Origin of the sequence: Micromonospora rubida, assembly GCF_009908295.1 — a bacterium.
Taxonomy (GTDB): domain Bacteria; phylum Actinomycetota; class Actinomycetes; order Mycobacteriales; family Micromonosporaceae; genus Micromonospora; species Micromonospora rubida.
The window spans coordinates 578,275-590,213 of the sequence record NZ_JAAALO010000003.1 but is presented as its reverse complement, the minus strand read 5'-3'; the positions used below and the strand labels follow the sequence as shown (position 1 = coordinate 590,213).

Sequence of the window (11,939 nt, the reverse complement as noted above, 5' to 3'; positions counted from 1 at the left end):
CGGTGACGGACGTGTGGTCAACCCACGGTGCTGCCGAACACCTCGTCCCGCACGGCGTCGAGCGCGGTGCGCAGCGCACCGTGCAGGACCGGCTCCTCGGTCAGCCCGGTCGGCACCACCCGGGGCCGGACCAGGGTGATCGCGGCCACCTCGCGCTGCACCCGCCCGGCCAGCGCCGCACCGCCGGCCCGCCCGACCTCACCCGCGAGCACCACCAGCGGCGGGTCGAGCACCACGCAGGTGCTCGCCACGCCCAGGGCCAGCCGGCGGGCCAGCTCGTCGAGCACCGGTGCGGCATCGGCCTCGACCGCCGCGCGCACCGCCTCGGCGGCGCGGTCGGCGACGATGCCGTGCTCCCGGGCCACCGCCAGCACCGCGTCGCTGCCGGCGAGCTGCTGGAAGGCCGGCTTGGCCCGGCGGGACACGTCGCGCGGGATCGGCGCCCCGGGCACCGGCAGGTAGCCGATCTCGCCGGCCGCGCCGCTGCTGCCGTGGTGCAGCCGGCCGCCGAGCATGATCGCCAGACCGACGCCCGCGCCCAACCAGACCAGCACGAAGTCGGCCAACTCCCGGGCCGCGCCCGACTGCGCCTCGGCGACGGCGGCCAGGTTCACGTCGTTCTCGAAGACCACCGGGGTGTCCAGGTCCTCGCGCAACGCGGCGAGCAGGCCGCGGTGCCAGCGCGGCAGGTTGAAGGCGAAGGTGATGTCGCCGGTGCCCGGGTCGACCAGACCGGGCGTGCCCAGCACCACCCGGCGCACGCCGGACAACTCGGCCCCGGCGCTGCTGGCGGCCTGGACTACGGCGTTGTGCACCACGCCGACCGGGTCGTCGGTGTCCCGGGTGGACTGCTCCACCCGGCCGGTCACCGCGCCGGTGATGTCGGCGCAGGCCGCGACCACCCGGTCCGCGCCGACCTCCACCCCGACCACGTACGCGCTGCCGGGCCGGACGGCGTAGAGCTGGGCGTTCGGGCCCCGCCCGCCGGCCTGCTCGCCGACCCGGGCGACCAGGCCGCGTTCCTCCAGCCGCTCGACCAGCTGGCTGGCGGTGACCTTGGACAGCCCGGTCAGCTCGCCGATCCGGGCCCGGGTCAGCGGCCCGCGCTCGAGCAGCAGCTCCAGCGTCGCGCGGTCGTTGAGCGCTCGTAACAGGCGGGGGGTGCCGGGCAGCCGGGTCGCACTCATGCCATGTCCTCTAGCTTTTCGTAAACTTTACTACCCACTACCGACCTGCAGACGGGTGCCCGTAGCCTAACGGCCGCCCGAACCCGGGTGGTCGGACGACCCGGCAGCCACCGTGGTCCCACCGGCGGCCCCGGTACGACATTCGTGCCCTCAGGGCACCGGAAGGGAACAGACTCGTGGCGACCGATCCAGGACTGCGCCGACTCGCACTGGGCACCCTGCTCGCCGCGTACCCGGGGCCGGTCCCGCCGGACTGGGCCGTCGAGCTCGTGGGTGCGGGCCTGGCCGGGCACACCCTGTTCGGCACGAACGTGCACGACCCCGCCCAGCTCGCGGCGAGCACGGCGGCGCTGCGCGCGGCCCGGCCCGACGTGCTCGTCGCCATCGACGAGGAGGGCGGCGACGTCACCCGGCTCGCCCGCGCCACCGGCAGCCCGTACCCGGGCAACGCCGCGCTCGGCGCGATCGACGACCCGGCGCTGACCGGGCGGGTGTACGCGGCGATCGGGGCCGAGCTGGCCGCCCTCGGGATCACCGTCGGCCTCGCGCCGGTCGTGGACGTGAACACCGCCGACGAGAACCCGGTGATCGGCACCCGCTCGTTCGGTGCCGACCCGGCCCGGGTGGCCGTCCACTCGGCCGCCGCCGTCGCCGGCCTCCAGTCGACGGGCGTGGCCGCCTGCGCCAAGCACTTCCCCGGCCACGGCGCGGCGACCGCCGACTCGCACCACGAGCTGCCCACCGTGGACGTGCCGCCGGCCGTGCTGCGCGAGCGGGACCTGCCGCCGTTCGCCGCCGCCATCGGGGCCGGGGTGCGGTCGATCATGACGGCGCACATCCGGATCCCCGCCCTGACCGGGGACGACCCGGCCACCTTCAGCCGGGCGGTCCTGGTCGACCTGCTGCGCCACGAGTACGGCTTCTCCGGGGCGGTGATCACCGACGCGCTGGAGATGAAGGGCGCGGCGCTCGCCGCCGGGGGCGTCGGCCCGGCCGCCGTCCGCGCGCTCGCCGCCGGGGCGGACCTGCTCTGCATCGGCTGCGAGGTCGACGCCGCGCTGGTCGAGCGGGTGGCCGCCGAGATCGTCGACGCGCTCGTCGACGGTCGGCTGGACCGGGCCCGGGTGGAGGAGGCCGCCGGTCGCACCGCGGCGCTCGCCGCCTGGACCCGGCCCGCCGGCACGCCGCCCCCCGCCCCGACCGACCTCGGGTACGCCGCCGCGCGGCGTGCCGTCCGCGTCGAGGGCGACATCACGGGGCTGGGTCGGCCGCTGGTGGTCCAGTTGCACACCGCGTCCACGATCGTCGAGGAGCGGGTGCCGTGGGGGCTCGGCCCGCACCTGGCCGGGCTGGAGGAGATGCGGGTGGTGGCCGCCGAGGCCGACCCGGCGTCCCTGCGCGGGCTCGCCGGGGCCCGGCCCATCGTGCTGGTGGGCCGGCACCTGCACCGGCTCCCCGGCGTCCCCGACCTGGTCGACGCGCTGGCCGCCACGCACCCGGTGATCGTGGTGGAGATGGGCTGGCCGGGTCGGTGGCGACCGACGGGCGCCCGCGCCTACGTGAACACGTACGGGGCCAGCCACGCGAACGGGCGGGCCGCGGCGGAGGTGCTCGGCCTGGCCGACTGACCCCGAACCGCACTCTGCGTCACCAATCCCAGAAGCCGCCGGTTCACCGCACCCCAGGTCAAGTCCACTAGACGACACCGACAACCCGCCAATCCCCCCTTGCTCGACCCATTATCGATACGTAGCGTCATGGGCGGGACGGCGGCTGGCGGGCACGACCGGGAGGGCCTGGGGGAAGGCTGCGGACCGTGGATCCGGCCCGGGATCCACGGTCCGCGCCCCGCCTGCGGTGCCGGCCGGCGAGCGTCAGCGCAGGGCGGGCACCGGGCGGGCCGGGTCGGCAGCCCGCGCGTCCGCCTCCGTTCCGTCGCGGGGCACGTCGTCCCCGTGCGGGTCGTCGAGCATGGTCACCTCGTCGAACGGGTCGTCGCCACGCAGCACCCGCTTCGCCCGGTCCCGGTCGAAGCCCTGCGTCCAGGTGCCGACCAGCACGGTGGCCACGGCGTTGCCGGCGAAGTTGGTCATCGCCCGGGCCTCGGACATGAACCGGTCGATCCCGACGATCAGCCCCACCCCGTCGACCAGGTCCGGGCGGTGCGACTGGAGGCCGCCGGCCAGGGTGGCCAGGCCCGCCCCGGTCACCCCGGCCGCCCCCTTCGAGGCGATGATCATGAAGAGCAGCAGCGAGACCTGCTCGCCGATCGACAGCGGCTTGCCCATCGCCTCGGCGATGAACAGCGCGGCCATGGTCAGGTAGATCGCGGTGCCGTCGAGGTTGAACGAGTATCCGGTGGGGACGGTGATGCCGACCACCGGCTTGCTCACCCCGACGTGTTCCATCTTGGCGATCAGCCGGGGCAGCGCCGACTCCGACGACGAGGTGGACAGGATCAGCAGGAACTCCCGGCCCAGGTAGCGCAGCAGCTTGAAGATCGAGATCCGGGCGACGAACCAGAGCAGCGCGCCGAGCACCAGGAACACGAAGATCGCGCAGGTGGCGTAGAAGCCGAGCATGATCTGGGCCAGGCTCTTCAGCGCGTCCACGCCGGTCGCGCCGACCACGGCGGCGATCGCCCCGAACGCGCCGACCGGCGCCAGCCACATGATCATCGCAAGCACCTTGAAGACCACCCGCTGGAGCACGGCGATCGCCTTGATCACCGGCTCGCCACGCCGGCCGAGGCTCTGCACCGCGAATCCGACCAGCAGCGCGACGAGGAGCGCCTGGAGCACGTCACCCTCGGTCAGCGCGGAGAACAGGGTGGTCGGGATGATGCCCAGAACGAAGTCGACGGTGCCCTCGGACTCCCCGCCGGCAGCCTTCTGGCCCGCGCCGGCGAGCGCGCCGTCGAGCGCCAGCCCCGAGCCCGGGTGGATCAGGTTGCCGACCACCAGGCCGATCGCCAGCGCGACGGTCGACATCAGCAGGAAGTAGCCGAGGGCGAGGCCGCCGACCTTGCCGACCTGAGCCGCCTTCCGTACCGAGCCCACGCCGAGCACGATGGTGCAGAAGATCACCGGCCCGATCATCATCTTGATCAGGTTGACGAAACCGGTGCCGAGCGGGGCGAGGGACTTGCCGAAGTCGGGGAAGACCAGCCCGACCACGATGCCCGCGAGGACGGCGGCGATGACCGCGAGGTAGAGGTACCGGGTGCGGTCCTTGCGGCGGGACGGGCCGGGCGGCCCGGTGGGGCTCGGCCCGGGCTCAGCCTCGGGCTCCGGTGTCGATGCGCGGTTGTCAGGCATGCGGCCACCCCTACCCACCGGTGTCCGCCGTCACACCGGCGGCCACGGGCATCGGCCGGGGCCTGCGGGCAGCTACGGGCCGCCGGGGCCTGGGCTCACGGCGGGTACACCCCGTACGACCGCCAACCCCGGTCCGCGAAACCGGCCGCCTCGGCGACCCTCGCCGACGCGACGTTGGCGGGATCGTGCCGGTACGTCGGCACCGCGCCCCCGTCGAGCACCCGACGGGCGGCCCTGGCGACAAGCCGGCGTGCCAACCCGCGCCCCCGGGCCTCCGGTGCGGTGCCGACGGCCAGCTCGTGCCCGTGAACGTCGTGCCGCTTGATCGCCGCTCCGGCCAGGTACCGTCCGTCGGCGCCCCGCACCACCAGCACTTCGCGGTCGAACAGCCGCAGCCACCGGGGCAGCCCGGGCTCGGTCGACGCGACCCACTCCCCCACGTCCGGCAGCGGGGCCGGGGCCAGGGTCCACCGGAAAACGTCCTCGTGGCACACCCACCCAGGGTGGTCCACGGCGGCCGGCAGGCCGGCGATCAGCTGCCGCTCCGACCGACCGGCCAGCGCCCGGACAGCCGGGACGTGCCGGGCCGCCACCGAGAGCACCGTGCCACTGCCGTCGCCGACCGCGATCGCCGGGCGGAGCCGGCCGTCCCAGGCTGGCAGGGCACGCCGGTGCGAGCGGACCACGTGCAGCCCGGGACCAGCCGGCCACTGCCCGAGCCAGGTCGCCAGGTGCAGATACAGCCGCCGGTCAACCACCCGTCCCCCTCCCACCCACTGCACCGAACCCGAACCCCACCCTGCCCCGCCCCACCCTGTTGATCAAGAGGTTTACGTCAACCGTCAACGGCTCCGTGACGCAAACCTCTTGATCATCGGGGCGGGGCGACCGGAGCGGGGTGGGGGTGGGGTGGTCAGTGGGAATGGTGATTGTGCGCGACCGCGTGGCCCCGGCCCCGGGCGATCAGCGCGCGGTTGACCGGGACGGTGACCAGGAACGCCACGGCCAGCGCCCCGACCAGGCTGGCCCAGAACAGCCAACTGGTCAGGCCGGCCTCCATGGCGCCGGGGACGGCCAGCATCACGCCGTTGTCGACCACCTCCATGACCAGGATGCTCACCGTGTCGGCGGCCAGCGCCACCCCGACCGCCTGGCGCAGCGGCACGCCCGAGCGCAGCACGGGCCGGATGGTCAGCGAGTACCCGAAGAGGAAGGCCAGGGCCACCGCGAGCAGGACGGTCGGCAGGGTCGACCAGCCCAGGGCGGTGCCGACGACCATGCCGAGCACCTCACCGATGGCGCAGCCGGTGAGGCAGTGCAGGGTGGCCGCGACGGCCAGCCGGGTGAGATTCGCGTTCTCCATGCCGGCGACCGTATACCCCCCGGGGGTATGCGACAAGCGACGTCCGTCACTCCCGAGCAGCAGGGGCGCGGCGGACGCCGCCAACCTGGCACAGCCCGGAGCCCCGCCGGCCGGCACGCGCCACGCGTGCCCTGCCGGGTCAGCCCCTGCCCGACGGCGAGCGGTCTCCGACCCGCCACACCCTCACCGGCCGAGAGATCCGGCGGGCCGGGCCGGAAAGATCGCGCGCAGGCCGATTGAGGCACCCGACGGGCGGGTAGACGTACGGAAGATCACCGATGACCATCGATTCGTTGTCCGGTTGCCGACGACGGGAACCGGACGCATCGATCGAACGTCATAGCCATTTCCATACATGTACAACTTTCTTTGGGACGGTATGGTCATGCCGAATCTGCCATATGACCGGTACCAGCAGGACGCCGAACGCCGCTGGCGGGAGGCCGGGAGCGGGCGGTTCCCCGCGCAGCGGGCGTACCGCGAAGTGCGCAACGCGCGCCGCACGGAGCCGGCGCTGTCCTGGGCGGAGCTGAACCGACTGCCCGCCGGCGTCTCCACCCGGCGCGGTCTCACCGCCCGCTGAGCCCGCACGGCCAGGGGCCGGGGACCAGGGAAGGGGAGCGGCTCAGAGCTCGGCGGCGATGGCCTTGGCGCTGTCCACATCGGGGCCGGGCAGCGGAACGAAGAGGGTACGCCGGTAGTACTCCAGCTCGCGGATGCTCTCCCGGATGTCGGCCAGCGCCCGGTGGGCCAGCCCCTTCTTCGGCTGCCCGAAGTACACCCGCGGGTACCAGCGCCGGCACAGCTCCTTGATGGAGGAGACGTCGATCATCCGGTAGTGCAGGTGCGCGTCCAGGCGCGGCATGTCCCGGGCGATGAAGCCCCGGTCGGTGGCGATGGAGTTGCCGCACAGCGGCGCGGTGCGCGGGTCCTTGACGTGGCTGGTGACGTAGTCGAGCACCAGGCTCTCGGCCTCGGCCAGGGTCACGGCCGAACGCCGGACCTCCTCGGTGAGGCCGGACTTGCCGTGCATGGTCCGGACGATCTCCGGCATCCCCTCCAGCGCCGCCTCGTCGGCGTGGATCACCACGTCGACACCGTCACCGAGCACGTTGAGGTCGGGGTCGGTGACGAGCGCGGCGACCTCGATCAGGGCGTCCCTGCCGAGGTCCAATCCGGTCATCTCACAGTCGATCCAGACGAGGAGGTCAGCCACGGCCACAGCCTACGCGCAGCCCACGCCCTCGCGCCTCGGCACTGTCGGCCGGATGGACCGCTAGGGTTTCCCCGTGCCAGCCGAACCGATCGCACCACCCTCCGTCACCGCCGCCGAGCCGGGCGGCCGCAGGGTCCGCCGGCTGGTCACAGTGCTGGCCCTGGCTGCCGTCCTCCCGGCGCTGTACCTGCCCGGGCTGGTGCACGACTTCTTCGACCTGAAGATCTACATGCGGGCGATGAAGTGGTGGGCCGCCGGCAACCCGCTCTACGACTACGCGCAGCCCGACCGGGTCCAGGGCGAGCTGTACTTCACCTACCCCCCGCTGAGCGCACTGCTGCTGCGCCCGTTCGCGCTGCTGCCGCTGGGCCTCACGATCGCGGTCTTCACGGCCCTGACCGCGCTCGCCGTGGTGGTGACCACCCGCTGGCTGGTCGCCCCGGTCATCGCCCGGCACGGCCTGCCCCGGACGTTCACCCTCACCGTCGCGGTGCTGCTGGTCTTCGCGATGGAGAGCACCCGGGAGACGATCACTTTAGGTCAGATCAACATGCTGCTGGTCGTGCTGATCCTGGCCGACCTGCTCTTCGGGGTGCCGCAGGGGCGGCGCTGGGCGGGGGTCGGCATCGGGTTGGCCACCGCCCTGAAGCTCTACCCCGGCATCTTCATCGTCTACCTGCTGGCGACCCGCCGCTGGCGGGAGGCGGCCGTGGCGTCGGCGACCGCCGCCGGGGCGACCCTGCTCGCGGCGGCCGTGGCCCCGTCGGACTCGTGGCGGTTCTGGACCCACGAGCTGTGGGCGACCAACCGGGTCGGTCGCGCCGACTACACCGGGAACCAGTCGCTGTTCGGGCTGCTCAGCCGGTTCACCGCGCCGGCCGAGCCGAACCGGGCGCTGTGGCTCGCGCTGGCCCTGCTCGTCGCCGGGTACGGGCTGTGGCGGGCCGCCCGCGCCGCCTCGGCCGGGGACGTGCTCACCGGGTTGACCCTGACCGGGCTGGTGGGTGCGCTGGTCAGCCCGATCACGTGGACCCACCACATCTACTGGTTCGTCCCGGCGATGGTGGTGCTGGCCGACACGGCGCTGGGCGCGGAACCGGCCACGCCCGGCGGGGCGCGGCGGCGCCGGTGGCTGACCGGGCTGGCCGTGCTCACCGGCGCGGTGATCGTCTACGGGGTGGTCTCGTTCCAGAACTGGGGGGTGGCCCCGGTCCGCACGGACTCGCCCGGGGAGTTCCTGATCCGCAACACGTACGTGCTGCTGAGCCTGCTGCTGCTGGTGGCTCTGCCGGTCGCCCGACGGGGCGGGCCGACCGCCGCCCGGGACAAAAAATCGCACCAACTGGACAGAACCCCCGAGTAGCGCCAATACCGGCTAATCTTGCCCGTACGTCGGGTATCTCCCGTGGCACCGATCCCCCGGTGAGGCGGCCCTCCGCGTCGGCAGCGCGGAGGGCCGCTCGCCGTCGACGGACGAATTCTCCCGTCAACGCCTCCGGCGAACAGGCGCACCCGCCCCACGGCGCGGGCTCGGCGCACCGGCCACGGGGGTTGGCGGGCACGGGCCGGGCCGGGGCACGCACCGGCCACGGGGGTTGGCGGGCGCGGGCCGGGCCGGGGCACGCACCGGTCAGGAGGGTTGGCGGGCGCGGGCCGGGCCGGGCGCGGCCGGGCGGATGCGGCGGGGCTCGATGCGCACCGGCCGGGCCGTGGCCTCCGGGTTCAGCGGCGGCCAGGCCAGCGACGCCGACCGGGACGGCGGGGTGAGGTCGGCCAGGGTGGCCGGGCGGCGGGCCGGGGCCGGCCCCAGCGCCGGGCGGGGGCGGCCGGCAGGCGGACCCACCGCCACCAGTTGCCGTTCGGCGGAGACCGCCGGGGCCGGCGCGGGGCGGGCGCCGAGCGCGTCGAGCGAGGTCATCCCGAGCCGGCCGGCGAGCACCGGCACCTGGTCGGGCTCGACCACGAAGACCACCTCGCGGGGGCGCACCGGTCGCAGCAGGAGCGCGGCGGACACCACCAGCAGGCCACCCAGGACGATCAGCGCCCAGACGGCCACGGGGAGCCAGCCGGCGGCGAGTTCCGCGTGTAGGTCCACCGCGCCGATCCGGGCGGCGATGCCGTCGGCGGGGTCTGCGCGCCGGGTCGCGAGGCCGAGGGCGGCGCCGGCCAGCAGCGCCGGGATCCCGATGGTGAGCAGCAGCATGCCGACGAGCGTGCGAGCGAACCGCATCCGTGTCGTTTCCTTCCGTGGCCGGGTACCCGGACGACCATACCGATGCAAATCACACAATCACCCGATATCACCAGCAACGGCGTACGGCGACGCGGGAAAAGGGGCTGGCCCGCCGGTGTGGACCGGCGGGCCAGGGGCGGTACGGGACGGGACGGCTCAGGACCTCGCGGCCGGCTCCCGCCGGGTACGGGCGAACGCGAGGCCGCCCAGGGCCAGGCCGGCCAGCCCGGCGACCAGCCCCGCCACCCCGAACGCGGTGCCCGCCCCGCCGTCGGAGTCGTCATCGTCGTCGGCGGCTGCGGCGGCCGGCGCCGACGCCCCCGCCGACGGGGCCGCCCCGGTGAGGGTGAGCACCGGCGCGGGCTTCTCCGGCTCCTCGGCGCCGGCGGCGGACGGCTCCTCGATCCAGCGCACCACGTTGCCGTCCGAGTACGTCTGGAGCGTCTTGAACACCATCGTGTCCACCTCCGGCAGCGGCCCCATCGAGACCGGGAACTCCTGGAACTGGCCCGGCTTGACCGCCGCGTCGCCGGTCGCCGTCCAGGTGATCTTCGACACGGCCTCGGCGACCTCGCTGCCGTGCACCTGCACCGGCGGGTCCACCTTGCGCTTCTCCACCGCCACCGTCCAGCCCGGCACCGGCATCGTGGACACCGAACCCACCGGAGCGTTCTCCGGCAGCACCACCTCGACCTTGGTGGTGGAGGCCTCGTCGCTCTCGTTCGGCACCCGGAACGCAAACCGACCGTAGCCGCCCTGGGTCGCCTCCTTCGGGTTGACCGAGACGTGCGCCGAGGCGGGCGCGGCCACGCCGAGCACCACGGCGGCGACGCCGAGGGCCAGGACGGCGGCGGTAGCGGAACGCCGGTGACGGAGCATGGGAACTGCCTCTCTCTAGCGGATGCTCACGGTGGCGCTCACCGTGGCCTGGTCGATGTCCGAGGTCCGGACGGTGAAACGGAACTGCCACTCCCCCACGGCGGGCAGGTTGATCTCCCCGGTCGCGTGGTTGTCGGTCAGCGGCAGCAGCAGGATCTCGATCGGCTCGATCCCGGCCGCCGGCAGCGCGGCGGTGGCCTTCCACTCCTCCACCGGCTGCGGCCGGTTGTCCAACGTGTACGCGTACAGGTGCAGCGAGTTGTTGCCCCGCTCCGCCGGGTCCATCTCGACCTGGAGGGAGTAGAGCGGGCTGGACAGGGTGGTGGTGAACAGGCCTGCCTGCGTGCCGGCCACGTCGGCGCCGGCGGTGCGGGCCGGCGGCGTCTGCACCAGCGTCGCCGACACCGCGAGCACCACCGCGGTGATCGCCAGTTCCACCCACACCGCCCGCCGCACCGGCGTCGGCCGCCCCGCGGCGGTGCGCCGGCGCACCAGCGCCCGGGAGTACGCGGCCACGCCGAGCACCAGGACGAACAGCACGATCTTGGCCAGCACCAGCCGCCCGTACGTGGTGTCGACCAGGGCGGTCGGGGTGGCCACCTCGATCAGCGCCTGCACCGTGCCGGCGAGCAGCAGCGCCGCGACGGCCAGCGCCGCCCAGCGCGACCAGATCGGCAGGATCGCGCCCAACTCCCGCTCGTCGGCCCGGCGCAGCAGGAACCCGCCGAGCATCACCAGGCCGCCCAGCCAGACCGCCATGCTGCCCAGGTGCACCGCGTCGACCACCACCGACACGGCCGGGGCGGGCGAGGCGGCCGGGTGCCCGGCCAGCGGCCAGGTGAGCAGCGCCGCGCCGCCGAGGATCGCCAGGATCACCCCGTCGGTGCGGCCCACCGGCCCGACGAAGAGCGGGCGGAGCAGGAACGCCGCCGCCGCGAGCAGGCCCAGCCGGACCAGGTGCGTCGCGCCGTACGTGCTGCCCAGCACGTCGCCGAGGCCCGCCCCGGTCACGTCGAACAGCCCGCCCCCGGCGGTGTACGGCACCTGCAACCACAGCTCGGCGAGCGTGGCGAACACCAGCAGGCCCAGCCCGGTCCAGGCCAGCCGGGCCGGCCCCCGGCGGGAGAGCCGACGCGGCCACAGCGCGCCGAGCACCAGCGCCGGGCCGACCAGCAGCAGCAGCCCCGCGTACCCGAGGTACTTGGCGACCTTCACCCCGTTCTCCACCACCGGGTCGGCCCGGTTGTCGGACCCCGCGTCCGTCGGCGGCGTCGACGGGGCGCCCACGGAATAGGTGAACGCGCCGGACACCGGGTGGCTGTCCGCCGAGATGACCCGGTAGCTGACCAGGTAGGTGCCCCGCCCGGCGGACGGGTCCACCGGCACGGTCACCACCGTGCTCTCGAAGGCCGGCTCCCCCCGGTCGGCCCGCGCGCCGTCCGGGGCGATCACCCGGATCTTCCCGGCCACCTTGCGCACCGGCTCGCTGAACGTCAGCACCACCTCGGCCGGCCCGCCGGGCACCACGGCGGACGCAGCCGGGCTGCTGCTCACCAGCACCGCGTGGGCGCTTGCGGGGGTGGCCGGCGCCAGCAGCAGGGCGACGACGGTGACCAGCAGGCCGGCGAGCGCGCCCACCCGCGCGAGCCGGCGGCGGGGAGGCCGGAGATTGGCAGCAGTCATGTCGGCCATGCTCGCCGACGCGGGGGCCGATCGGCGACCCGGGCCGGCACCCGTGTCGGCC

General features: G+C 74.4%; 11 protein-coding genes. 3 read left to right on the top strand and 8 right to left on the bottom strand.

Going from position 1 to position 11,939, the window contains the following annotated elements; genetic code table 11:
* Positions 1-17: 17 nt before the first annotated feature.
* Entirely contained in the window at positions 18-1,187 is a 1,170-nt protein-coding gene (locus GVV04_RS12310) for an ROK family transcriptional regulator (protein WP_161687646.1), read from the bottom strand.
* 176 nt (positions 1,188-1,363) lie between these two features.
* On the opposite strand from GVV04_RS12310, the gene GVV04_RS12305 reads away from it, so the two are divergent.
* A complete protein-coding gene (locus GVV04_RS12305; RefSeq protein WP_161687644.1) occupies positions 1,364-2,815 on the top strand; it encodes a glycoside hydrolase family 3 N-terminal domain-containing protein in 1,452 nt (483 codons plus the stop codon).
* Between the two features lie 246 nt (positions 2,816-3,061).
* Here GVV04_RS12305 and GVV04_RS12300 read toward each other — a convergent pair whose 3' ends face one another.
* The 3 genes from GVV04_RS12300 to GVV04_RS12290 all read right to left on the bottom strand — a co-directional run bounded on the left by GVV04_RS12300 (position 3,062) and on the right by GVV04_RS12290 (position 5,867).
* Complete coding sequence (locus tag GVV04_RS12300; protein WP_161687642.1) at positions 3,062-4,504, bottom strand: cation:dicarboxylate symporter family transporter; 1,443 nt, start codon at positions 4,502-4,504, stop codon at positions 3,062-3,064.
* A gap of 95 nt (positions 4,505-4,599) precedes the next feature.
* Positions 4,600-5,262 (bottom strand): GNAT family N-acetyltransferase, encoded by a 663-nt coding sequence (locus GVV04_RS12295; RefSeq protein WP_161687640.1) that lies wholly within the window; start codon positions 5,260-5,262, stop codon positions 4,600-4,602.
* 155 nt (positions 5,263-5,417) lie between these two features.
* The gene (locus tag GVV04_RS12290) at positions 5,418-5,867 is read right to left on the bottom strand and encodes a DUF4396 domain-containing protein (protein WP_161687638.1); all 450 of its coding nucleotides are present in this window, start codon (positions 5,865-5,867) and stop codon (positions 5,418-5,420) included.
* Positions 5,868-6,252: 385 nt separating this feature from the next.
* Between GVV04_RS12290 and GVV04_RS12285 the strand changes: the two genes are divergently transcribed.
* Positions 6,253-6,450 (top strand): DNA repair protein, encoded by a 198-nt coding sequence (locus GVV04_RS12285; RefSeq protein ID WP_161687637.1) that lies wholly within the window; start codon positions 6,253-6,255, stop codon positions 6,448-6,450.
* A gap of 42 nt (positions 6,451-6,492) precedes the next feature.
* Here GVV04_RS12285 and orn read toward each other — a convergent pair whose 3' ends face one another.
* Complete coding sequence (orn, locus tag GVV04_RS12280) at positions 6,493-7,089, bottom strand: oligoribonuclease (protein ID WP_161687635.1); 597 nt, start codon at positions 7,087-7,089, stop codon at positions 6,493-6,495.
* A gap of 67 nt (positions 7,090-7,156) precedes the next feature.
* Between orn and GVV04_RS12275 the strand changes: the two genes are divergently transcribed.
* Entirely contained in the window at positions 7,157-8,446 is a 1,290-nt protein-coding gene (locus tag GVV04_RS12275) for a glycosyltransferase family 87 protein (protein WP_161687633.1), read from the top strand.
* Positions 8,447-8,713: 267 nt separating this feature from the next.
* Here GVV04_RS12275 and GVV04_RS12270 read toward each other — a convergent pair whose 3' ends face one another.
* From GVV04_RS12270 to GVV04_RS12260, 3 genes are all read right to left on the bottom strand, one after another.
* Positions 8,714-9,313 carry a hypothetical protein gene (locus GVV04_RS12270; RefSeq protein ID WP_161687631.1) on the bottom strand — a complete coding sequence of 200 codons (600 nt, stop codon included), beginning with the start codon at positions 9,311-9,313 and terminating at the stop codon, positions 8,714-8,716.
* Positions 9,314-9,472: 159 nt separating this feature from the next.
* Positions 9,473-10,195, bottom strand: a complete 723-nt coding sequence (locus tag GVV04_RS12265) for a YcnI family copper-binding membrane protein (RefSeq protein WP_161687629.1) — start codon at positions 10,193-10,195, stop codon at positions 9,473-9,475.
* Positions 10,196-10,210: 15 nt separating this feature from the next.
* Positions 10,211-11,878: a copper resistance CopC/CopD family protein gene (locus GVV04_RS12260; RefSeq protein WP_161687627.1), complete on the bottom strand. Its 1,668-nt coding sequence runs from the start codon at positions 11,876-11,878 to the stop codon at positions 10,211-10,213.
* Positions 11,879-11,939: the final 61 nt, after the last annotated feature.